General features: G+C 71.0%; 16 protein-coding genes. All 16 read left to right on the top strand.

All coding sequences use genetic code 11. The annotated features are described in order from the left end of the window. Nucleotides 1-88: 88 nt before the first annotated feature. The 16 genes from IH48_RS0129885 to rfbD all read left to right on the top strand — a co-directional run bounded on the left by IH48_RS0129885 (nucleotide 89) and on the right by rfbD (nucleotide 23785). Nucleotides 89-1003 carry a glutaminase gene (locus IH48_RS0129885; protein ID WP_030911549.1) on the top strand — a complete coding sequence of 305 codons (915 nt, stop codon included), beginning with the start codon at nucleotides 89-91 and terminating at the stop codon, nucleotides 1001-1003. A gap of 133 nt (nucleotides 1004-1136) precedes the next feature. Further along, a complete protein-coding gene (locus IH48_RS0129880) occupies nucleotides 1137-2126 on the top strand; it encodes a hypothetical protein (RefSeq protein WP_234434427.1) in 990 nt (329 codons plus the stop codon). Between the two features lie 110 nt (nucleotides 2127-2236). After that, the gene (locus tag IH48_RS0129875; protein ID WP_030911544.1) at nucleotides 2237-3028 is read left to right on the top strand and encodes a TIGR03936 family radical SAM-associated protein; all 792 of its coding nucleotides are present in this window, start codon (nucleotides 2237-2239) and stop codon (nucleotides 3026-3028) included. Between the two features lie 233 nt (nucleotides 3029-3261). Then, nucleotides 3262-7047: a ribonuclease E/G gene (locus IH48_RS0129870; RefSeq protein ID WP_030911543.1), complete on the top strand. Its 3786-nt coding sequence runs from the start codon at nucleotides 3262-3264 to the stop codon at nucleotides 7045-7047. A gap of 264 nt (nucleotides 7048-7311) precedes the next feature. Beyond that, on the top strand, nucleotides 7312-7632 hold the full coding sequence (gene rplU, locus IH48_RS0129865; RefSeq protein ID WP_030911540.1) for a 50S ribosomal protein L21: 321 nt from the start codon (nucleotides 7312-7314) through the stop codon (nucleotides 7630-7632). Nucleotides 7633-7646: 14 nt separating this feature from the next. Then, on the top strand, nucleotides 7647-7901 hold the full coding sequence (gene rpmA, locus IH48_RS0129860) for a 50S ribosomal protein L27 (RefSeq protein WP_030911538.1): 255 nt from the start codon (nucleotides 7647-7649) through the stop codon (nucleotides 7899-7901). Between the two features lie 127 nt (nucleotides 7902-8028). Beyond that, complete coding sequence (gene obgE / locus IH48_RS0129855; protein WP_030911535.1) at nucleotides 8029-9468, top strand: GTPase ObgE; 1440 nt, start codon at nucleotides 8029-8031, stop codon at nucleotides 9466-9468. 196 nt (nucleotides 9469-9664) lie between these two features. Continuing rightward, a complete protein-coding gene (locus IH48_RS0129850) occupies nucleotides 9665-11422 on the top strand; it encodes a stealth family protein (RefSeq protein ID WP_030911532.1) in 1758 nt (585 codons plus the stop codon). Beyond that, the gene (locus tag IH48_RS0129845) at nucleotides 11419-12411 is read left to right on the top strand and encodes a hypothetical protein (protein WP_030911529.1); all 993 of its coding nucleotides are present in this window, start codon (nucleotides 11419-11421) and stop codon (nucleotides 12409-12411) included. Before IH48_RS0129850 ends, IH48_RS0129845 begins: the two co-directional genes overlap by 4 nt. Further along, on the top strand, nucleotides 12408-15233 hold the full coding sequence (locus tag IH48_RS0129840) for a stealth conserved region 3 domain-containing protein (protein WP_030911526.1): 2826 nt from the start codon (nucleotides 12408-12410) through the stop codon (nucleotides 15231-15233). The genes IH48_RS0129845 and IH48_RS0129840 overlap by 4 nt, the downstream gene beginning before the upstream one ends. Nucleotides 15234-15414: 181 nt before the next feature. Continuing rightward, entirely contained in the window at nucleotides 15415-16383 is a 969-nt protein-coding gene (galE, locus tag IH48_RS0129835; RefSeq protein ID WP_030911523.1) for a UDP-glucose 4-epimerase GalE, read from the top strand. 405 nt (nucleotides 16384-16788) lie between these two features. Continuing rightward, a complete protein-coding gene (locus tag IH48_RS0129830; protein WP_420705554.1) occupies nucleotides 16789-18282 on the top strand; it encodes an SDR family NAD(P)-dependent oxidoreductase in 1494 nt (497 codons plus the stop codon). Between the two features lie 135 nt (nucleotides 18283-18417). Continuing rightward, a complete protein-coding gene (locus tag IH48_RS0129825; RefSeq protein ID WP_078850132.1) occupies nucleotides 18418-20553 on the top strand; it encodes a hypothetical protein in 2136 nt (711 codons plus the stop codon). Nucleotides 20554-20724: 171 nt separating this feature from the next. Then, the gene (locus IH48_RS0129820; protein WP_030911513.1) at nucleotides 20725-21792 is read left to right on the top strand and encodes a glucose-1-phosphate thymidylyltransferase; all 1068 of its coding nucleotides are present in this window, start codon (nucleotides 20725-20727) and stop codon (nucleotides 21790-21792) included. Beyond that, the gene (rfbB, locus tag IH48_RS0129815; protein WP_030911510.1) at nucleotides 21789-22775 is read left to right on the top strand and encodes a dTDP-glucose 4,6-dehydratase; all 987 of its coding nucleotides are present in this window, start codon (nucleotides 21789-21791) and stop codon (nucleotides 22773-22775) included. Before IH48_RS0129820 ends, rfbB begins: the two co-directional genes overlap by 4 nt. Nucleotides 22776-22882: 107 nt before the next feature. Then, on the top strand, nucleotides 22883-23785 hold the full coding sequence (rfbD, locus tag IH48_RS0129810; RefSeq protein ID WP_030911507.1) for a dTDP-4-dehydrorhamnose reductase: 903 nt from the start codon (nucleotides 22883-22885) through the stop codon (nucleotides 23783-23785). The last annotated feature ends 81 nt before the right edge of the window (nucleotides 23786-23866 follow it).

Below are 23866 nucleotides of genomic sequence, written 5' to 3'. Positions count from 1 at the left end.
GCTCGCCTTCTGAGCGGGGGCCGGGTCGCGCCTGGTGCGCGGGCGCGAACCCGGCAGGTGGGCCGCGGGGACCTGGACAATGGCGTCCATGGACTACGAGGAACCGCTTCGCGAGGCGATGCGCGCCGCCCGGGCCACCGCGGGCCGCGGGCGGATCGCGGACTACATCCCGGCCCTCGCCGACGCCGATCCCCACGCGTTCGGCATGGCGATCGCCACCGTGGACGGCCAGGTGCACGGCGTCGGCGACTGGGAGCGGCCGTTCTCCATCCAGAGCGTTTCCAAGCTGTTCACTCTCGCCCTTGTCCTCTCCCATGGCGGCGGCGACACACTCTGGCGACGGGTGGGCCGCGAGCCGTCCGGCAACCCGTTCAACTCGCTCGTCCAGTTGGAGACCGAGCAAGGCATTCCGCGCAATCCGTTCATCAACGCCGGAGCCCTGGTCGTCACCGACCGGCTGCTGAGCCTGACCGGTGATGCAGCCCAGCAGGTGCGGGCGTTCCTGCGTGCCGAGTCCGGCAATCCGGACCTGGCGACCGACCGTGACATCGCCGCTTCCGAGGCGGCGCACGGACATCTGAACGCGGCCCTCGCTCACTTCCTGGCCAGCCACGGCAACCTCGACAACGAGGTGGAGCAGGTCCTTGAGCACTACTACGGCCATTGCGCGATCGCGGCGTCATGCCGCGACCTGGCCCTGGCATGCCGCTTCCTGGCACGCCATGGCCTGCGCGCCGATGACACTCGGCTGCTGTCGGGCAGCGACGCCAAGCGCGTCAACGCGGTGCTGTTGACCTGCGGAACCTACGACGCGGCCGGCGAGTTCGCCTACCGCGTCGGGCTGCCGGGCAAGAGCGGGGTGGGCGGTGGAGTGCTGGCGGTGGTGCCCGGACGGGCCGCGCTGTGCGCCTGGGGGCCTGCGCTGGACGCGGCGGGCAACTCGGTCGCAGCGGTGGCGGCCTTGGACGCGTTCACCACGGTGACCGGTCTGTCGGTGTTCTGACGCCCTGGCGTGACTGCCGGAGAAAGGGAGTTGCGACCGGATCCGCGCGGAGCGCTGCGGCGTCCCTGTTCGTATGGAGCGCGGACAGCATGAGGGGGCCGGCGGCACCGGCGACGGCGGTGCGGGGTGCCTCGTGGCGGCCGTGCGGTTGCCGCTGCGGATCGTCGTGTTCGTCGTGGTGCTGCCCGTGCGGATGGTGTGGGACGCCCTCGGCTGGTCGGTACGGGCCGTCAACCGCGCTGTGTTGCGGCCACTCGGACGTGGACTCGTCTGGGCGGTAAGGGTGTTGGTGGGCCTGCCATTGCTGTGGGCCGGCGCCGCGTTGTGGCGGTGGGTTGTGGTGCCGGTGGTGCGCTATGGGGTGGTGGTGCCGTCGGTGTGGTTGTACCGGCATGTGTTGACACCGTTCGGGCGTGGTGCGGCGTACGTGTGCGGCCTGTTGTACATGTGGGTGTGCGTGCCGGTGGCGAATGCGCTGGCGTGGCTCGGCATGGCGGTGTTCTGGTGGCCATGGGGCGCGTTGTGGCGGTGGGTTGTGGTGCCTGTGGTGCGTTACGGGGTGGTGGTGCCGTTGGGGTGGGCATACCGGAGTGTGCTCATACCGGTCGGGCGCGCGGCGGCGTGGCTCGCGCGGGCGGTGGGCGCCGGGATCGCGTTGCCGGCCACCGCCCTGCTCGTCGTTCTGCTCGGGTGGCTGTGGCGGACCGTCCTCGTCCCGTTGGGCCGTGAGCTGGGCGCGGCGCTGGCGCTCGGCCGGCGCGCGGCCGGGTTCGTCTCGCGCGCGGTGGGCCGGGCCGTCGCCTGGATCGCGTGGCACGCCGTGGGGCGCCCGGTGCGCTGGATGTACCGCGCCGTGGTCAGGCCGCTCGCCGTGCCCGTGCTCCTGGCCGTACGGGACGCGGCGCGTGCGGCCCGCGCCACGCTGCGGCACGCGCGGGCCGACCTGCGCCGCGCGGTGTTCGGTGCGCCACCCGCCCAGCGGGGCGACAGCGGCCACGGCCCCACCGCCCGGTTGCCGGAGCCTCGGGAACCGAACGGAGGCCCTGCGCGTACTCTGGGTAGTAAGAAAACCGTCCCCGGCGCGGCGCCCGCACCCGAAGTCACCTTGAGCGATCAGGGCTGATGCCGGGAGACCACGAAAGGCCCACGGGCCGTGCGTCACCGCGCGGCCCCGCACCGAGGAGTAAACCACTGGGCAAGCGACAGCCCGAAGGCCCGCCGCCCGCACCCACGGTGCAGCGCATCAGACTGCGCTACACCAAGCGCGGCCGCCTCCGGTTCACCAGCCACCGCGACTTCCAGCGCGCTTTCGAGCGGGCGCTGCGCCGCGCCGAGGTGCCCATGGCGTACTCGGCCGGCTTCACGCCGCACCCGAAGGTGTCGTACGCCAATGCCGCACCCACCGGCACGGGCAGCGAGGCCGAGTTCCTGGAGATCGCCCTGGTGGAGCCGCGTGACCCCGAGGCGCTGCGGGAACTGCTCGACGCGTCGCTGCCCACGGGCCTCGACGTCGTCGACGCGGTGGAGGCCCGGGTCGCCGGGCTCGCCGAGCGGCTGACGGCCTCCGTGTGGGAGCTGCGGCTCGACGGCGTGGCGGACGAGGAGGCCGAGCGCGCCGTGGCCGCGTTCCTCGCGGCGCCTGCCGTCGAGGTCGAGCGCCGCACGAAGAACGGGGTCAGGACGTTCGACGCCAGGGCCGCCGTCGCCGAACTGCACGTCGTGGCGGAGCCCGGCGGGGACGTCGGCCGCACCGGGGCGGGCCCCTGTGCGATACTGCGACTGGTTGTTCGGCACGAGACACCCGCCGTTCGACCCGACGATGTCCTGTCCGGTCTCCGAGCTGTGGCCGACCTGGCGCCGCCGGTCCCCGCAGCGGTGACCAGGCTGGCGCAGGGGCCCCTCGACGAGGAGTCCGGCACGGTGACCGACCCGCTCGCGGCCGACCGCGAGGCGGTACCCGCGGGCCACTCGAAGGCCCCTGGAGCCGCCGCCGCGACGGTGCGGACGGGCGCGGCCTCCGCTTAGGACAGTCGTCGGGCGCGGCCCTTGAATCCGGGAGCCACCTGGATCGGGCGGCGCACAGACCAGAAGACTTTCGCCAGGCCGCACCCGCGTGACAAGCGGGTGGGGAACCGGCGAGCCAGACAAGCCCCCGTGCGGCGCCCGCGCCCCGGGCGGCGGCGGACGCGCACAGCGCGGACCGCCGCTGGACCGGAACCAGGCGCGGCGCCCGGGAGCGTGACGGGAGAAACGCCCGGATGCCCATCGAGCCCACGTCCTCCGGCACGGCCGGAGAGACGACACAAGAGAACAACAGCCCCAGCGACACGCTGCCGCCGCGCCGTAGGCGCCGCGCCGCATCGCGCCCCGCCGGGCCCCCCGCCGGCAGCGCCGAAGCCACCGAGGCCCCCGAGGCCACGGCCGCGCAGGCCCCCGCCGCGGCCGAGCAGGCGGATGAGGACCCCGAGGCCGAGGCCGCCCCCCGCCCGCGGCGCCGCGCCACCCGCAGGGCGACGTCGCCCGCGGGCGCGCCGCAGGCGCAGGACGAGCAGTCCGCCGAGACGGCACAGAAGACGACTGCGCAGGCTTCGGCGAGCGAGGCCCCGGCGGACGAGGCGCCCGCGCCGCGTACCCGTCGCCGCGCCACGCGGAAGGCCACCGCGCCGGTGGCGTCGGCCGAGCCGGCGGAGCAGCCCGCCGCCGACGCCGGGTCCGGCGCCGCTGACGCGCCCGCGGACGAGGCCCCCGCGCCGCGCACCCGTCGCCGCGCCACCCGCAAGGCCACCGCGCCCAAGGCCCCGGCCGCGCCCGAGCCCGAGCAGGCTCCCGCCACCGAAGAGGCGGCCGAGGCGGTCGCCGTCCCGCAGGACGCGGAGCCCGAGGCGCCGCGCACCCGTCGTCGCGCGACCCGCAAGGCCACCGCCCCCGCGGTAGAGACCGAGGAGACGAAGGAGCCGGAGGCCGAGGCCGAGCGCCCCGCGCGCTCCCGTTCCCGCCGCCGGGTCGCCGAGACCGAGGGCGGCGCCGTGGTCGAGGAGGAGGCGGCCCCCGCGCGGGGCAGCCGCAGGACGGCACGGCCGGCCACCGCCGTCTTCCAGCAGCCCGTCTTCGCCGAGCCGATGTTCCAGACCCCGGAGACCGCGGCCGCCGCGGCCGCGTCGGACGGCCCGTCCACCGCGAAGCACGACGACGAGCAGGACGCCGCGGCCGAACAGCCGGCCGGCCGCCGCAAGCGCCGCCGCCGCGGCGAGCCCGAGGCGGCCGCCGAGCAGCAGCAGCCCGCCGCCGAGCCGGAGGAGACCGCCGACGAGGCCGACGCCTCGCAGGACGCCGACACCCGGGACGGCGCCGAGGACGAGGACCGCCCGTCGCGCCGCCGCCGCAGGGGCGGGCGCAGGCGCCGCCGAGGCGAGTCCGCCGACGACGGCGGCTCCGAGCAGGACGAGACGTCCTCGCGCGAGGACCGCGACGACCGCGACGACCACCGCGAGCGGGCCGAGAAGGCCGACCGCGCCGGCCAGGACGAGCGCGGCGAGCACGCCGACCAGGACGGCCAGGCGGACGGTGAGGCGCGCGACGACGCGGACGCGTCCCACGACGATGAGCACGGCGAGCACGACGACGCGGGCCGCGCCGGATCCGGCTCGTCCAGCAGCCGCCGCCGGCGCAGGCGCCGCCGCCGTGGCGGCGACCTCGGCGCGGAGGCCGAGTCGGGCGACGACCCGGAGCGCACGGTCGTCAAGGTGCGCGAGCCGCGCAAGAAGGAGGAGCGCACCGGCTCGGACGAGGTCCAGTCGATCAAGGGCTCCACACGCCTCGAAGCGAAGAAGCAGCGCCGCCGGGAGGGCCGCGAGCAGGGCCGCCGCCGCGTGCCGATCATCACGGAGGCGGAGTTCCTCGCACGCCGCGAGGCCGTCGAGCGCGTGATGGTCGTACGGCAGAGCGGCGAGCGCACGCAGATCGGCGTGCTCGAGGACGACGTGCTCGTCGAGCACTACGTCAACAAGGAGCAGGCCACCTCGTACGTCGGCAACGTGTACCTGGGCAAGGTGCAGAACGTGCTGCCGTCCATGGAGGCCGCGTTCGTCGACATCGGCAAGGGCCGCAACGCCGTCCTGTACGCGGGCGAGGTGAACTTCGAGGCGCTGGGCATGTCCGGCGGCCCGCGCCGCATCGAGACCGCGCTCAAGTCGGGCCAGTCCGTGCTCGTCCAGGTGACGAAGGACCCGATCGGCCACAAGGGCGCGCGCCTGACCAGCCAGGTCTCGCTGCCCGGCCGGTACCTCGTGTACGTGCCCGAGGGCTCGATGACGGGCATCAGCCGCAAGCTGCCCGACACCGAGCGCGCCCGGCTCAAGACGATCCTCAAGAAGGTCGTCCCCGAGGACGCGGGGGTCATCGTCCGCACGGCCGCCGAGGGCGCCAGCGAGGACGAGCTGCGCCGCGACGTCGAGCGGCTCCAGTCGCAGTGGGACGAGATCAAGAAGAAGTCGAAGTCCGGCGGCGCGTCGAACGCGCCGACGCTGCTGTACGGCGAGCCCGACATGACGGTCCGCGTCGTCCGCGACATCTTCAACGAGGACTTCTCGAAGGTCATCGTCAGCGGCGACGAGGCGTGGGACACCATCAACGACTACGTCTCCTACGTGGCGCCCGACCTGTCCCAGCGGCTGCAGCGGTGGACGAGCGAGGTGGACGTCTTCGCGACGTACCGCATCGACGAGCAGCTGATGAAGGCGCTCGACCGCAAGGTCTGGCTGCCCAGCGGCGGCTCCCTGGTCATCGACAAGACCGAGGCCATGGTCGTCGTCGACGTCAACACCGGGAAGTTCACCGGCCAGGGCGGCAACCTGGAGGAGACCGTCACCAGGAACAACCTGGAGGCGGCCGAGGAGATCGTGCGCCAGCTGCGCCTGCGCGACCTCGGCGGCATCGTCGTCATCGACTTCATCGACATGGTGCTTGAGTCCAACCGCGACCTCGTGCTGCGGCGGCTGCTGGAGTGCCTGGGCCGCGACCGTACGAAGCACCAGGTCGCCGAGGTGACCTCGCTCGGCCTCGTGCAGATGACCCGCAAGCGCGTCGGCCAGGGCCTGCTGGAGTCGTTCTCCGAGACCTGCGTGCACTGCAACGGACGCGGGGTGATCGTCCACATGGAGCAGGCGTCGACCCCGGCGGGCGGCGGCAGCACGGGTGGCGGCAAGCGCGGCAGGAAGCGCCGCGGCGGCTCCGGCGGCGCGGACCACGAGCACGAGTACGCGGCCGAGAAGGCTCCGGCGGTGGAGGCCGCGGCCGAGGCCGGGTCCGCGCAGGAGGCAGGGCCCGCAAGGACCGAGACGGCCGCCGAGGTCGCGGCCGAGGTGGCGGCCCCCGCGGCGCTGCCCTCGCCGGCCTTCACGCCCGACGAGGAGCTGTACAACAGCGTCGCCGAGGCGGAGGCGGCCGCGAGCAGGGGCGGCCGTTCCCGCCGCAGGGCCACCCGCAAGGCCTCCGCGCCGGCCGGGTCCCCGCGCACGGCGGACACGGCGGCGCCCGCCGAGGTCGTCGTCCCCGCGGCCGAGACAGGTGCGGCGCCGCAGGCCCCCGAGCCGGCCTCGGCCGAGCCCGATGCCTCGGCGGCGCAGGAGCCGGTCGCGGCACCGCCGCGAGCGCGCCGCAGGGTGACGCGCAAGGTCACCGCCCCCGCGGGCGCGCCCTCGGGCGACGGCGGCGCTGTCGTGGTCGTCCCGTCCGCAGGCCAGAAGGCGGACGGTGCCCCCGAGACGGAGGCGCCCGAGGCGGAGGCGCCCGTCGAGGAGGCCGCCGCGCGGGAGCCGGCGGCCAAGAAGACGGCGAAGAAGGCGGCCGCGAAGAAGGCTACGGCGAAGAAGGCCACCGCCAAGAAGACGGCGGCCAAGAAGACCGCCGCCAAGAAGACGACGACGGCCAAGAAGGCCGCCACGAAGAAGACGACGACGAAGAAGTCGGCCGCGAAGAAGACCGCGGCGGCCGAACAGGCCGCGCCCTCGGGCGTGGTGTCCGCGACGGACGCCGCGGACGACTGACCGGCCGGTGACCCGCGACCGGTCCCGGGCCGCCTCGCACCTCAGCGGTGCGGGGCGGCCCGGGACCGTTCAGGGGCCGGTTTGACCCTCTGCTCCGGCGCCCCGTATTCTTACCCTTCGGCGTGTCTGTGTGCACGCCCGCCTCTGAGCACCCACCTCCCGGTCCCCGGGGGAGGCCGCTCATCCACTCCGGACTGTCATGGCCCTCGGCCGTGCGGGCGGCTGGCGTCAGAGGTTTCCGTTCCTAGTGAGAGTGAGATGCGCGTGTACGCCATCGTGCGCAGCGGTGGCCGCCAGCACAAGGTTGCTGTCGGCGACATCGTTGAGGTTGACAAGATTTCCACTGCCAAGGTGGGCGACACGGTCGAGCTCTCGACCCTGCTCGTGGTCGACGGGGAAGCCGTCACCAGCGACCCGTGGGTCCTGGACGGCATCAAGGTCACGGCCGAGGTCGTGGACCACCACAAGGGTGCGAAGATCGACATCCTTCGCTACAAGAACAAGACCGGCTACCGCCGTCGTCAGGGTCACCGCCAGCAGTACACGGCGATCAAGGTCACCGGCATCCCCACGGCCGCGAAGTAAGGGACTGAGGATTCATGGCACACAAGAAGGGCGCATCGTCCTCCAGGAACGGGCGCGACTCCAACTCCCAGCGGCTCGGCGTGAAGCGCTTCGGCGGTCAGGTCGTCCTCGCCGGTGAGATCATCGTCCGCCAGCGCGGCACGCACTTCCACCCCGGCACCGGGGTCGGCCGCGGCGGCGACGACACCCTGTTCGCGCTCAACGCCGGCGCGGTCGAGTTCGGCACCAGCCGTGGCCGCCGCGTCGTGAACATCGTTCCGGTCGCCTGAGAAGCAATCCGGACCGATCAGCGGTTTCGCGCTCAGGGCGGGCCCCCTTCCCTCGGGAAGCGGGTCCGCCCTTTGCGTGTTAGTCAGGAGAGGCCATCTCCGCGTACGTGCTTGGAGGCACCACACCATGACCACCTTCGTGGACCGCGTCGAGCTGCATGTCGCCGCGGGTAACGGGGGCCACGGCTGCGCCTCCGTGCACCGGGAGAAGTTCAAGCCGCTCGGCGGCCCCGACGGCGGCAACGGCGGCCGCGGCGGCGACGTCGTGCTCGTCGTCGACCAGTCCGTCACGACGCTGCTCGACTACCACCACGCGCCGCACCGCAGGGCGACCAACGGCAAGCCGGGCGAGGGCGGCCACCGCTCGGGCAAGGACGGGCAGGACCTCGTGCTGCCCGTGCCGGACGGCACCGTCGTGCTCGACAAGCACGGCGAGGTGCTCGCCGACCTCGTCGGCCAGGGCACGACGTACGTGGCGGGCCAGGGCGGCCGCGGCGGCCTCGGCAACGCGGCGCTCGCCTCGACGCGCCGCAAGGCACCCGGCTTCGCGCTGCTCGGCGAGCCGGGCACCGGCGGCGACGTCGTCCTCGAACTGAAGACGGTCGCGGACGTCGCGCTCGTCGGCTACCCGAGCGCCGGAAAGTCCTCGCTGATCTCGGTGCTGTCCGCGGCCCGCCCCAAGATCGCCGACTACCCGTTCACCACCCTCGTGCCGAACCTCGGCGTGGTCACCGCCGGTTCCACCGTCTTCACCATCGCCGACGTGCCGGGCCTCATCCCGGGCGCTAGCCAGGGCCGCGGCCTCGGCCTCGAATTCCTGCGGCACGTGGAGCGCTGCTCGGTACTCGTGCACGTGCTGGACACCGCGACGCTGGAGTCCGACCGCGACCCGCTGTCCGACCTCGACACCATCGAGGAGGAACTGCGGGAGTACGGCGGGCTCGACGACCGGCCCCGCCTCGTCGTGCTCAACAAGGTCGACATCCCGGACGGCCGGGACCTCGCCGAGATGATCAGGCCCGACCTCCAGGCGCGCGGCTACCGCGTCTTCGAGGTGTCGGCGGTCGCGCACCTCGGCCTGAAGGAGCTGTCGTTCGCGCTCGCGGAGATCGTCGGCAAGGCGCGCGAGAGCGCACCGCCTGCCGAGGCGACCCGGGTCGTCATCCGCCCCAAGGCCGTGGACGACACGGGCTTCACGGTGACGCTTGAGGACGACGGCATCTACCGCGTGCGTGGCGAGAAGCCGGAGCGCTGGGTGCGCCAGACAGACTTCAACAACGACGAGGCCGTCGGCTACCTCGCGGACCGGCTCGGCCGCCTCGGCGTGGAGGACGAGCTGATGAAGGCGGGCGCCAGGCCGGGTGACGGCGTCGCCATCGGCCCCGAGGACAACGCGGTCGTCTTCGACTGGGAGCCGTCGATGGCGGCCGGCGCGGAGATGCTCGGCAGGCGCGGCGAGGACCACCGTTTCGAGGCCCCGCGCCCCGCGGCGCAGCGCCGCAGGGACCGCGAGGCGGAACGGGACGAGGCGGCACGCGAGTTCGACGGCTTCGACCCGTTCAGCTGACGGCGCCGTGCCTCCACGGGCATCCGCTGCGCGGGAGGGCCGGACAGCCGTCCGGCCCTCTGCTCGTGTTTGCGTAATGTGTAACACCTTTATGACCGCTTGGTTAACGTATCCTTATATCCATATGATTTACTACACGAAGTAGTGTTCGTGTGGCGGCTGTTGTCTGGTCGCACAGGCAGCAGGAGCCGTCAGGGTGCAGAATCCGGAAGCACCGCGTTTGGTGGGCGCGTACAGACGTATTCTCCCCGAGGAGGCGCGGCGTCTGGTGGCCGGCAGAGTCGGCTCGGACCTGCGGCGCCGGGTCAAGCTCGGTCTCGCCACGGCCGAGTCCACCCGGGAGCGGATGCGCAAGGTACGTGCCGCGCGCAAGTACGGCTCGCACATGCTCGGTTCGCGCCGCCGCGTGGTGGCCGTCGAGGAGGCCATCCGCCTCGCGATCGCCGAGAAGGGCATGACACCGCTGCGCGCTCGGCGGAGCAATCTGCGCGATGTACTCGCCGTGCTGGACGCCGCCGGCGTCGGCCACTTCTGTGTACGCGGTGCGTCGCAGACCGCGGCCGCCGTGGCGGTCGCCGCGTCCGACCGCGGCACCGTTCTCGCCGAACTCCTCAAGTTCTGTGCCGTGCAGCCCGGTTACGTGGCCGCGGTGCGGCGCGGCGAGCCGGACGATTCGGATGTCCACCCCGTGGAGTCTTCCGGCGCCTGGCGGCGCGTCACCGCCGCGTCCGTCCTGCGGCTCGTCTGGTACCGCACCGACCCCACGGGGAAGCTGGTCCTCGGTGCGTCCTACGGCTGTGACCTGGAGTTCTGGACGGAGGATGACGAGCGGCTCATCTCCCCCCGTGCCGGACGGGTCACCGATTCCGTGCCTGTGAAGGGCGATGTCCAGGAGGCGGACGAGGACTACTTCACCGACCTGGTGCCGCGTTTCGGCCCGATGGCCGAAACGGTGCGGGTGCCCACCCGCCCCGAATTCGTCGCGCGCACCACGCACCAGCCGGACTTCCCGATCGATGTCGTGTACACGTGGGTCGATGGCTCCGACCCGGAGTGGCAGCGCAAGCGGGCGCGGTACTCGGGTGCCGCGTACCACGAAGAGGCGGCGAACGACGCGCGCTACCTCAGCCGCGACGAACTGCGGTACTCCCTGCGGTCGCTGAACATGTACGCGCCCTGGGTGCGCAAGGTCTACCTCGTCACGGACGGGCAGGCCCCGTCCTGGCTGAACACGGAGCACCCGGGGATAGAGCTCGTCGACCACCGGGACGTCTTCCGGGACCCGAACTGGCTGCCGACGTTCAATTCGCACGCCATTGAAAGTCAATTGCATCACATAGACGGGCTTTCCGAGCATTTCCTGTACTTCAACGACGATGTGCTGCTGGGCCGCGAAACAGTCCCGGGTGATTTCTTCTTCGCCAGCGGGATAAGCCGCTTCTTCCCGTCGCCGGCTCTCGTCCCGCTCGGCCCTGTGGTCGACGACGACCCGCCCGTCGCGGCCGCGGGCAAGAACAACCGCCGGTTGATCGAACGCAGCTTCGGCGCCGTCCTCGTGCAGAAGATGAAGCACATGCCGCACGCCCTCAACCGCTCCGTGCTCACCGAGATCGAGGTGCGCTACGCGGACGAGTACCGCGCGACCGCGGGCAGCCGCTTCCGCAGCATGGCCGACCTGTCCATCACCTCGTCGCTCCACCATTACTATGCTTTCCACACTGGCAGGGCGGTCCCGTCGAACGAGCTGCTCTACAACTACGTGGACCTTTCGCGTGACGGAGCGGAGCGCAGGCTGGGCCAGCTGATCGCGCACCGCAAGCGACACGTCTTCTGCGTCAACGACACCGGCTCCACGGTCGCGGACACGGAGAAGCAGAGCGCGCTGCTGCACGGCTTCCTCGCCGATTACTTCCCCGTGCCCAGCCCGTTCGAGCGCGACCAAGGAGAAAAGTGAGACCTCTCGTCACGCCCCATGAGGCCTTGCGTCAGGGATACGCCCGGCTGCGGTCGGTCAAGCAGCGCTGGGGCGGCCGCGTTCACCTGCTGCCCCAGGCCGACGACTGGCCCCGCCTCGTGCCCGGGCACCTCTCCGTGCTGGACGGAAGGACGCTGAACGTCTCCGTGGCAGTGCCGCGCGACATCGCGGCCTCGGCGGCGCGACTCGTGCTCGGCGACCGGAGCGAGCGGACCGTCGTCCCGCTCAGGCTCAGGGAGCAGGACGGGGGTGGCGCGAGCGCGGACGGCACGGCCGTCGTCGAGCTCCGCGGCGCCGCGGAGGCGGCCGGCGTGCTCCCGGCCGGGATCGACCGCCACCTGCTGGACGAGGGCAACTGGAAGGTCTCCGTCGAGTTCACCGACGTGGAGGGCGGCAGCCGGCACTTCGCGCTCGCCACGCCGCCCCCGCTGATGGAGGACGGGCCCACGGTCCCCGACCCGGTGCGCGAGGACGGCACGTCCTGCCGCCTCGGCACGTCCGCCACGGGCCGGGTGCACCTGACGATCGGCAGGGACGGACCCGGCGCCGAGGTCAAGCTGGTGCGCTTCGACTGGACGGGGATCACGCTGCGCGGCCACCTGGTGAACGCGCCGGCAAACGCCTACGCCGGCGGCACGGTGGAACTCGTGCGCCGCTCCGGGAAACTCAGCCACAGCGTCCCGATCCACTGGGACGGCGAGTACTTCGAGGCGTCCGTCAGGACCGAGGACCTGCCGGGTGTGACCGGGCGCGAGCAGGTGTGGGACGTGCGGCTGCACTGTCCCGGCCTCAAGCCCCTGAAGGTCGCCCGAACCCGCCACGACGTGCGTGTACCCAAGAAGGTCCACCGCATGCCGGTCAGGCTGCTGACCGGCGAGGACGACCGCAGCATCCGGGTCAACCCCTACTACACACCTGTCGGCAGCCTGGCCCTGCGGGGCGCTCTCGTCGCGGGGGGAGAGAAATGAAGATCACCTTCCTGCTCACCTGGGGTGACGAGATGGGGGGCACCGAGCAGGCGGCCTACACCCAGGCCGCGCATCTCGCGCCCCGCCACCAGGTGGAGATGGTCAGTGTGTTCCGAACACGGGACGCACCGTTCTTCAAGCCCGACGAGCGGGTTCGCGTGCGCTACCTGGTGGACCGCACTCGGCGCCCGCAGCGGCCGGTACGGCAGAGCGACCTGACGGCGCAGGAGTGCGAGGAGCTCGCCGGTGTCCCGAGCTCCCTCGTCGACATCTCCTGGGAATCCACCTTCGACGCCCTCTCCGACATCGAACTGCGCTACGCCCTCAGCACCGTCGACACGGACGTGCTGATCTCGACGACACCCGCCCTCATGAGCCTGATGGCCGACCTGGCTCCGCCGGGGGTCGTCACCGTCCACCAGGAGCACCGCTGCTCGCAGCTGCGCGGCACGAGTGGCGAGCCGCTGCTGCTCAGAGCTCCGGAACTCGATGCTGTGGTCGCCCTCACCGAGCGGACATGCGACTGGTTCGCGGAGTCCCTGGGCGCGGCGGCGCCGCGGCTGGCCGCGATACCGAACGCTGTCCCGGGCGGTTTCCGTCCGCGGTCGAGCCTGACCGGGCAGACGATCGTCCTGCCCTCCCGGCTGGTGCCGGAGAAGCAGATCGACCATGCGATCCGCGCGTTCGGCATCGCGTCCGAGGAGCATCCCGGCTGGCGGTTGCGGCTGTTCGGGGAGGGACCGCAGGCGAGTCGGCTGCGCTCGCTCGTCGAGGGCCTCGGCCTGCACGACAGTGTGGAGATCCTCGGCGCCAGCGGACACATGAAGGACGAGTGGTCCCGTGCCTCCTTCAGCGTGCTGCCCTCCCGTGGCGAGGCGTTCCCCCTGGTGCTGCTCGAGTCGTTCGCCGCAGGCGTGCCCGCCGTGGCCTATGACGTCCTGACCGGTCCCGCAGAGATCATCCGGCACGAGGTCGACGGGCTCCTCGTCTCGTCGGGCGACATCGAAGCGCTCGCTGCCGCCATGGGCCGGCTGATGGGCGATCCCGAACTGCTCGCCCGGATGGGCACCAACGCCCTGGAGGGCACGCAGCGCTTCTCCGCCGAGACAGTGGTGAAGCAGTGGGAGGAGCTGTTCGGCGAACTCGTCGCGCGTCGGGACGATCCGGTGCGTCAGGCGCAGCGTGCTGATCGGTCCGCGCACCAGGCGCTGCATCTGGGGGCCGGCCGGTTCCGGCTGTCCGCCCAGGCCGACCGCACCGCGCCCTCGACGGGCGACCAGCGGGCGCGCGAAGTGGTCATCCAGGCCGGCAACCGCGCGCTGGTCCGCTCCTCGGGCCGGCTCAGCGAGGTGCGCGACGACCTCTTCGTGCACGATGTCCTGCAGCGGAACCTGGACGCCGTCGTCACCGTACTGGAGGAGCACGAGATCCCGTACGTGGTCGTGCGGGCCTCCGACAGCGTGGTGCGCCACCGCGTCGCGGTCGATGCCGACCGTTCCGCCGAAGTGCGTGCCGCATTCGCCAAGACCCACCACGGCAGTGCCGTCTACGCGGAACTGCTCAAGCCCAGGACGCATGCCCCGGGCGTCGTCCTCGCGGAGCGGCTGACAGAGGTCGGCGAGTCCGCGGGACTCCGTGTGTTCCGTCCGGTCGTGACCTCCGGCCGCACTCTGCGCTTCGGCCCGGCATACGGCTGCGACCTTGAGTTCTGGCCCCGGCTCCCCGAGGGCGAGGCGGATGCCGGGCTGTTCGCCGCCCCGCTGGGCAGAACTGCTCTCGGTACCCTCCTTCCCTCGCTGACCGCCGACGCGACAGTCACCATCCGCGAGCGCGACTACCCGACGCTGGCGCCGTTCAGCAAGCAGCTGGTCGGTGACGTGTCCTTCCCTGTCGACGCGGTGTACACGTGGGTCGACGGTGGCGATCCGGCCTGGCAGGAGCGCAAGGCCAAGCGGATGGCGGAGCTCGGGCTGCCGACAGCCAAAGCCGACTCGGGCGACGTGCGTTTCCGCGACCGCGACGAGCTGAAGTACTCCCTGAGGTCACTGGCCATGTACGCCCCATGGGTGCGCAAGGTCTACCTGGTGACGGACGACCAGGTGCCGAGTTGGCTCAACGAGGAGCATCCCGGTATCGAGGTGGTCCCGCATCGCGCGGTGTTCACCGACCCGGACTGCCTGCCGACCTTCAACTCGCACTCCATCGAGAGCCAGCTCCATCACATCCCCGGGCTGTCCGAGCAGTTCCTCTACCTCAACGACGACTTCTTCTTCGGCCGTCCCGTGGTGCCGCGGGTGTTCTTCCACTCCACCGGCGTGCCCAACTTCTTCTGGTCGCCGACCACGGTCCCGGTGGGTGAGGCGACGCAGGCGGACGAGGGTTACTTCGCGGCGGCCAAGAACAACCGGCGCCTGTTGGAGGACCGGTTCGGGGCGACCGTGACCAACGGTTTCCTGCATGCCCCCCACGCTCTTCGCAAGAGCCTCCTCGAAGAGATCGAGCAAGCCTTCCCCGAGGACATGGCCAGAACGGCGGCCGCGCCCCTGAGGGGCTGGCGGGACATCTCGGTCGTCTCGTCGCTGCACCACCACTTCGGCTACTTCTCGGGCAAGGCGGTACCCGGGGCCATCCGGTGCTCCTATGTCGACGTCGGCAGCTACACCGGGCATCCCGACCTGACGCGGCTGCTCTCCGGGCGCGGCTACGACGTTTTCTGCCTTGGCGAATCCCCGGACGCGGACGTGCCGGCCGAGGAGCAGGCGCGGGTGGTGAAGGCATTCCTGCGGGCCTACTTCCCGGTGAAGAGCCCGTACGAGCGTTGACGGCCGATAACGCGGTCATGTGAAAATTTGGTGATCACATGCCTGAGGGCCGGGCGCGAGATCATTGGCCCTGCCGGTCCGGCATGAGAAAAGCATGAGAATCACGCGCCCGTGATGATCTCCACGAGCGGCGCCGACTGGTGCGACCGGGCGCGGGCGAGTGAGGAAGGGACTGACCGGCATGTGGATGGTCACCGGAGGCGCCGGATACATCGGCTCGCACGTACTGCGGGCGCTGCGAGCCGGCGGTGAGGCCGTCATGGTGTACGACGACCTGTCGACGGGCAGCGCCGACCGGGTGCCCGACGGGGTGCCGCTGGTGGTCGGCAGCGTGCTCGACGGAGCGGGGCTCGAAGCGGCGATGCGCGAGCACGCCGTGGAGGGCGTCCTGCACATCGCGGCGAAGAAGCAGGTCGGTGAGTCGGTCGAGCAGCCGCTCCACTACTACCGGGAGAACGTGGCCGGGCTCACCACGCTGCTGGAGGCGATGGCGGCGACCGGCGCGGACCGGCTCGTCTTCTCGTCCTCGGCCGCGGTGTACGGCATGCCGGACGTGGATCTGGTCACGGAGGACACCCCGTGCGAGCCGATCAACCCGTACGGCGAGACGAAGCTCATCGGCGAGTGGCTGATCCGCGCCGCCGCGCGGGCGCACGGAATCCGGGCGGCAGCGCTGCGCTACTTCAACGTAGCGGGGGCGGCGTCCCCCGAACTCGCGGACGCGGGGGTGTTCAACCTCATCCCCATGGTGTTCGAGCGGCTGGAGGCGGGGAAGGCCCCGCTGATCTTCGGGGACACCTACCCCACCCCGGACGGCACCTGCGTACGCGACTTCATCCATGTGAGCGATATCGCGTCCGCCCACCTCGCGGCGGCGGTACGCCTGCGGGACGCGGAAGCGGGCACGATGCTCACGCTCAACATCGGCCGGGGTGAGGGCAGCTCCGTGCGGGAGACCGTGGAACGCATCATCAAGATCACGGGCGCGGCCGGGGCCGTTCCCGAGGTCGTCGACGCCCGGCCGGGTGACCCGGCGCGCGTGGTGGCGTCCGCGGACCGGATCGAGCGGCAGCTCGGATGGTCCGCCCGGTACGGCCTCGACGTGATGATCGAGTCCGCGTGGCACGGGTGGAGGCTGCGTCACCCGTAGGGACGGCACGTGCCGTCGTTCTTCCGTAGCAGCGTCTGCCGCTCTCACGGGTCCCGCGACCTGTGGGAGCGGTTTGCTGTGCGGCGGCATCGCCGTGAGCAGGCATCTTGCCGGCGCGCCAGGGCTCTGGAAGTCGTGAAGTCGACCACCACAGGTATGCATTCCCGGTGATCGTTCCGTGAAATCGGACACCCGCTTCACGGGCGCTATGAATTCCCTGTGCGGCAGCCCAGTGTGACGTGTGCACGAGCCTCTCGTGCAATTTGATTATTTTCCCAATGGAAGCGTTATGTTGGCCTCCACGGAAGCCGGAGGCCGCCTGCGCTCGCCTTGCATGCCGGTCACTGAGAGTGCAACTATCGTGCTGCTTCCCCCGTTCTTTGCTAGGTAGGTTCCCCTGTGTCTGTGTCGCGTGACGCTCGTACCCGTACCACGGCAGTCGTTCTCGCCGGTGGCACCGGCCAGCGCGTGGGCCTCTCGATCCCGAAGCAGCTGCTGAAGATCGCCGGCAAAGCCGTCATCGAGCACACGCTCGCGATCTTCGAGCGTGCGGAGTGCATTGACGACATCGTCGTCCTGATGGCGCCCGGCTTCGTGCCCGATGTGGAGAAGATCGTCGCCAAGGCGGGGTTGACGAAGGTCAGCCAGGTCATCGAGGGCGGTGCCACGCGCAACGAGACGACCGAGCGCGCCATCGCCGTGCTCGGCGAGGGGCTCGCCGAGGGCGAGGACCGCAACCTCCTCTTCCACGACGCGGTGCGCCCGCTGCTCTCGCAGCACGTGATCGCAGCGTGTGTCGACGCGCTGGAGCGCTACCAGGCGGTGGACGTCGCCATCCCGTCGGCCGACACGATCATCGTGACGCGGACGCACGGTGACGACGGCGAGTTCATCACGGACATCCCCGACCGTTCGCGGCTGCGCCGCGGCCAGACGCCGCAGGCGTTCAAGCTCTCCACCATCCGCAGGGCCTACGAGGTGGCCGCGGGCGACCCCAACTTCCAGGCCACCGACGACTGTTCGGTCGTGCTGAAGTACCTGCCCGACGTCCCGGTGCACGTCGTCGCGGGTGACGAGTACAACATGAAGGTCACGCAGCCGGTCGATGTCTTCATCGCGGACAAACTCTTCCAGCTCGCGTCCACCGCCGCGCCCGCGCAGGCCGACGAGGCCGCGTACCGCGAACTGCTTTCGGGCAAGACCATGGTCGTCTTCGGCGGCTCGTACGGGATCGGCGCGGACATCGCCGACCTGGCCCGGCGCTACGGCGCCACGGTCTACGCACTCGGCCGGTCCACCACGGGCACCCACGTGGAGAACGCGGACGACGTGGACGCGGCGCTGGCGAAGGCGCACGCGGAGACCGGCCGCGTCGACTACGTGGTCAACACCGCCGGCGTGCTGAGGATCGGCAAGCTCGCGGAGACGGACAGCGCCACCATCCAGGAAGCGCTGAACGTCAACTACCTGGCGCCGGTGCAGATCGCGCGGGCCTCGTACAGGTATCTGGCCGCGACCAAGGGCCAGCTGCTGCTCTACACCTCAAGCAGTTACACGCGGGGCCGCGCCGAGTACAGCCTGTACTCGTCCACCAAGGCCGCCATGGTGAACCTCACGCAGGCACTCGCCGACGAGTGGGCGGGCGAGGGTATCCGCGTCAACTGCGTGAACCCGGAGCGCACGGCGACGCCGATGCGCACGAAGGCGTTCGGCGAGGAACCCGCGGGTTCCCTGCTGTCGTCCGAGGCCGTCGCGCGCACCTCGCTCGACGTGCTGCTGTCCGAGCTCACCGGCCACGTCATCGACGTGCGCCAGCAGGATCCGACGCGCGGCGCCGCCGAGGCATCGGGTTTCGAGCAGGCGCTGGCCTCCGTGCTCGATCGACATGGAGATGTGTAATAATCCGCCTCTAGTTGTACTTTTCGGGCCTCTGTGATCGCTGCCGCGCGGACGCAGAGGCCCGAGTGCGTAAATTGCAATTTCACATTTTCCGCAAATCGTGTAATAACCGGCACCCTATGGAGCAGGTTCCTCGTGTTTTCGACCGCCATTCGACTGGCCCGTGTAGGTAGCGGATCCGAGCTGGCCGCGGCAGCCCTCATGGGGCTGGGCTATCCGTGCGTCATGCTCGCCGCGCTGATCCCGAACGTCTGGTTCTTCGCGGCATCGGCAGCAGTCACGTACGTTGCCGACCGCTATCTCCACCATCGCGGCAGCTACTTGATAAACCGCCTGGAGAAGGTGCGGGCCGGCCTGGCGATCCGCTTCCTCGCCCGCCAGCTGCTGCTCATCCTGCTGCTGACGCGGGTCGGCCTGACCAACGTGGGGCTGACGTACGTCGCCGTCGCCGGGTTCCTGGTCTTCTACGGGCTCAACGCCGTTCAGGGCGCGCTGGTGACACTGATCAGGAAGCGCCGCTCCCTGCCGGTCGTGACGCGGAACATCGACCTGAGCGGCCTGCGGATCCCGGACGCGCCGAAGCGGTTCCTGATGGCCCAGTCCGTCCCGAAGATGCTCCACCTCGACCTCCCCATGGAGATCGGCGTCTTCGTCGCCGCCGCGACGGGCGTCTTCGCCTACGGGTACGCGGGCGTCTCCGCCTCGATCGCGCTGGGCCTCGCCTACATCCTCGCGCTCGCGCCCACGCTGCGTCCGAAGCGCATCGTGCCGTCGCCCGCCAAGGTGCTGGAGGCGATCGACGAGTGGCTGCGCGACTACCGGCCGCACACCGTCCTGTACTTCTCCGGCTCCAAGGAATCCGCCTACCAGGTCAACATGTGGCTGGAGACCATGGAGCAGATCGAGCGGCCGCTGGTCGTCCTGCGGGAGCGGACCATCGCGGGCCAGCTCGCGCCCACGTCCGTGCCGGTGATCTGCGTGCCGGGCGGCACGCACCTGATGAACCTCGACCTCTCCACGGTGCGGGTGGCGCTCTACGCGGCCAACGTCGGCAAGAACATCCACCTGCTGCGCGTGCCGACGATGAAGCACGTCTTCATCGGCCACGGCGACAGCGACAAGATCGCCAGTGTCAACCCGTTCTCGAAGGTCTACGACGAGGTCTGGACGGCAGGCCGCGCGGGCCGCGACCGGTACGCCCTCGCCGACGTCGGCGTGCGCGACGACGACATCGTCGAGGTGGGCCGCCCGCAGCTGGCCCCGATCCAGGCGGGCACCGGCCGCCCGGCCAACCCCGTCCCGACGATCCTCTACGCGCCGACGTGGGAGGGCTGGGACGACAATCCGGGCAACACGTCCCTGCTGCTCGCGGGAGAGAACATCGTCAAGCGGCTGCTCACCGCTCAGTCGCCCGTACGGGTCATCTACAAGCCGCACCCGTTCACCGGGATCCGCGACAAGAAGGCGAAGGCCGTCCACCAGCGGATCACCGCCATGGTGCGGGACGCCGCCGCGGCCCGGGCGGGGGAGCCGCGCTGGGTGGAGGCGGCGGCCGCCGCCGCGAGCGACCAGGCCGCCGCGCGCGCCGAGCTGGCCAGGGTGGAGGCCCGGCTGGCCGAGCTGGCCACGTCGGGACACGCAGGCGGTGACGAGGCCGAGGTGGCGCGCAGGTCGGTCGGCGACCAGGCGCGCCTCGACGAGGCCAAGCGGCTGCACACCGAGTGGAACGACGCGTACTGGCGCTCCTTCGGCTGGTGGGAGCACCGGGTCGTGATGGGCGCGGAGCCGAAGCTCTACGACTGCTTCAACCAGTCCGACGGCATGGTCTCGGACATCTCCAGCGTGGTGTCCGACTTCATCGCGAGCGGCAAGCCGTACGCGGTCACCGACTCGGCGGAGATCGGGGCGGACGAGTTCCGCCGGCAGAACACCGCCGTACGGGCCGCCGTCGTCCTGTCCAACAGCGCGCGGGAGATCGGCGAACTGCTCGACGCGGTCGCCGACCCGTCGGCCGACCGTTTCAAGGAACGCCGCGGCGAGCTCAAGCGGTACCTGCTCGGCCCCGGGGAACCGACGTCCATCGAGCAGTTCGGCGCGGCGGTCGAGGCGCTCGCGGTCAAGTCGGAGGGGCGCAACAGCGGCGTCGCCAAACGCCTCGCGGAGCCCGAGGAGGCCGCGGGCCTCGACGACTCGGCCCCCGGCGGCCCCGGTGCGTCCGCCGCCGTGGACGATCCCGAGCGGGACGCGCACGACTCACCGGTCGGCGGCTGACGGTCAGGCAACCGCCAAGCGAATTTCCCAGTCTTACTTTCCGATGAAAATCAAGCAGGAGAACGGCCTGTACCCCCCTCGGAGCCCCTCGTCCGGGTCGACCGCATGGGTAGAGTCGGGTCGTCGGGCCATGCCCGTACCGCATCGTCGTGTCGGCAGGGGATACGCATAGTGAAGGCTCTCGTACTTTCCGGAGGAGCGGGCACGCGCCTGCGTCCCATCACCCACACCTCGGCGAAACAGCTGGTCCCGGTGGCGAACAAGCCCGTGCTTTTCTACGGGCTCGAAGCCATCGCCGAGGCCGGCATCACCGACGTCGGCGTGATCGTGGGCGACACGGCGGACGAGATCCGCGAGGCGGTCGGTGACGGGTCGCAATTCGGCATCCGCGTCACGTACCTCCCGCAGGAGGCACCGCTCGGGCTCGCGCACGCCGTGCTGATCGCACGCGAATTCCTCGGTGACGACGACTTCGTGATGTACCTCGGCGACAACTTCATCGTCGGCGGCATCACCGGCCTGGTCGAGGGGTTCCGCGAGGACCGGCCCGACGCGCAGATCCTGCTGACCAAGGTGGTCAACCCGACGGCCTTCGGCGTGGCCGAACTCGACGCCGAGGGCGCCGTGGTGGGGCTTGAGGAGAAGCCCGAGAAGCCCAAGAGCGATCTGGCGCTCGTCGGCGTCTACCTCTTCACCCCGGCCGTCCACGAGGCCGTGCGGTCCATCGAGCCCTCCTGGCGCGGCGAGTTGGAGATCACGCACGCCATCCAGTGGCTGATCGACCGGGGCAGCGACGTGCGCTCCACCACCATCTCCGGGTACTGGAAGGACACCGGCAACGTCACCGACATGCTGGAGGTCAACCGCTCGGTGCTGGAGACCGTCGAGCCGGCCTGCGAGGGCTTCGCCGACGACGCAAGCGAGATCGTCGGCCGGGTCAGGATCGAGGAGGGTGCCACGATCACCGGCAGCCGCGTCGTCGGCCCGGCGATCATCGGCAGGGACAGCGTCGTCAAGGACGCGTACGTCGGCCCGTTCACGTCCGTCAGCGAGGGATGCCGGATCGAGGACAGCGAGATCGAGTACTCGATCGTCCTGCGCAACTCCTCGATCTGCGGGGTACGCCGGGTGGAGACCTCCCTGATCGGCCGGGACGTCGAGGTCACGCCCGCGCCCCGCAACCCCTCCGTCCACCGTCTCGTACTCGGCGACCACAGCAAGGTGCAGATCTCTTCATGACGACTCGCATTCTGGTGACCGGCGGCGCCGGCTTCATCGGCTCTCACTACGTCCGCACGGTGCTCGGCCCCGAGGGCCCCGGCGACGTCCGTGTCACCGTGCTCGACAAGCTCACGTACGCGGGCAACCCCGCCAACCTCGACGAGGTGCGCGACCACCCCTCCTTCTCGTTCGTGCAGGGCGACATCTGCGACGCCGAACTCGTCGCGAAGCTGATGGCCGAGCACGACCAGGTGGTGCACTTCGCCGCCGAGTCGCACGTGGACCGGTCCATCGACGGCGGCGCCGAGTTCGTCCGCACGAACGTCGTCGGCACGCACACCCTGATCGACGCGGCGCACCGGGCCGGCATCGCGACGTTCGTGCACATCTCCACCGACGAGGTGTACGGCTCGATCGACAAGGGCTCCTGGCCCGAGACCGACCCGCTGGCGCCCAACTCGCCCTACTCGGCGGCCAAGGCGTCCAGCGACCTGATCGCGCTCTCGTACCACCGCACGCACGGCCTCGACGTGCGGGTCACGCGCTGCTCCAACAACTACGGGCACCACCACTTCCCCGAGAAGGTCATCCCGCTGTTCATCACGAACCTGCTGGACGGCAAGCAGGTGCCGCTCTACGGCGACGGCGCGAACGTGCGCGACTGGCTGCACATCGACGACCACGTGCAGGGCATCGAACTGGTCCGCACGAAGGGCCGTGCCGGCGAGGTCTACAACATCGGCGGCGGGACCGAGCTGTCCAACAAGGAGCTCACCCGGCTGCTGCTCGACGCATGCGGCGCCGACTGGGACACCAGCGTCGAGTACGTCGCCGACCGCAAGGGCCACGACCGCCGCTACTCCGTGGACTGCGCCAAGATCCGTGAGGAGCTCGGGTACGAGCCGCGCAAGGACTTCGCCACGGGCCTCGCCGAGACCGTCAGGTGGTACCGCGACAACCGCGCCTGGTGGGAGCCGCTCAAGGAGCGCGCCGCGCTCTGACGCCGGCGGACGGCACAAGGCGGACTGACGGACGGCACGGACGGCACCGGCGGACAACGGACAACGGACAACGGACAACGGACAACCGGCTGAGGAGCGGAGCGGCGATGAGCGGTGGCTGGCTGATCACGGGCGCGGGCGGGATGCTGGGGCAGGACCTGCTCGCGAGACTCGCGGCGGACGGCGACCCCGCGACCGGGCTCGACCGCGCCGCCCTCGACATCACCGACCCGGGCGCCGTGCGCGCCGCGCTCGAAGCGCACGCGCCCGCCGTCGTCGTCAACTGCGCCGCGTGGACCGCCGTCGACGACGCGGAGGCCAAGGAGGACGAGGCGCTCGCCGTGAACGGCCGGGGCCCGCTCGTGCTCGCCGAGGCGTGCGCGGCCGCCGGCGCCGTGCTGATCCAGATCTCCACGGACTACGTCTTCGCCGGCGACGCGACGGCCCCGTACGCGGAGGACGCCCCGCTCGACCCGCGCTCCGCCTACGGGCGCACGAAGGCGGTGGGGGAGAGAGCCGTGCTCACGACGCTGCCCGACACCGGCTACGTGGTGCGCACGGCCTGGCTCTACGGCGCGGGCGGCGGCAACTTCGTCCACACGATGATCCGCCTCGAAGGCGTCAAGGAGGCCCTCGATGTGGTGAACGACCAGCGCGGCCAGCCCACCTGGACGGCTGACCTGGCGGGGCTGCTCGCGCGGCTCGGGCGCGCGGCCCTCGCGGGCACCGCGCCCGCCGGTGTCTACCACGGCACGAACGCGGGCGACACGACGTGGTTCGGCCTCACCCGGGAGATCTTCCACCTGCTCGGGGCCGACGCCGCGCGCGTGCGGCCCACCACGAGCGAGGCGTTCGTACGGCCGGCCCCCCGGCCCGCGTACAGCGTCCTCGGCCACGACCGGTGGCGCGCCGCCGGCATCGAACCCCTGCGGAGCTGGCACGATGCGCTGACCGACGCGTTCCCGGCTCTGCTGGACGCCAAACGTGAGACGACACACCATGGCGGTTGATGTGTGCCGGGAGTTTACGAGCCGTCCGGTCAGGGGCTAACTTCGCTGGGAATCGAGGAAAATCTTGAGTGATTCTCAGCG

The organism is Streptomyces sp. NRRL F-5126, from assembly GCF_000721265.1.
In the GTDB taxonomy this organism is placed as follows: domain Bacteria; phylum Actinomycetota; class Actinomycetes; order Streptomycetales; family Streptomycetaceae; genus Streptomyces.
The sequence above is the reverse complement of the archived record's forward strand: the minus strand, read 5'-3'. Positions and strand labels throughout refer to the sequence as shown.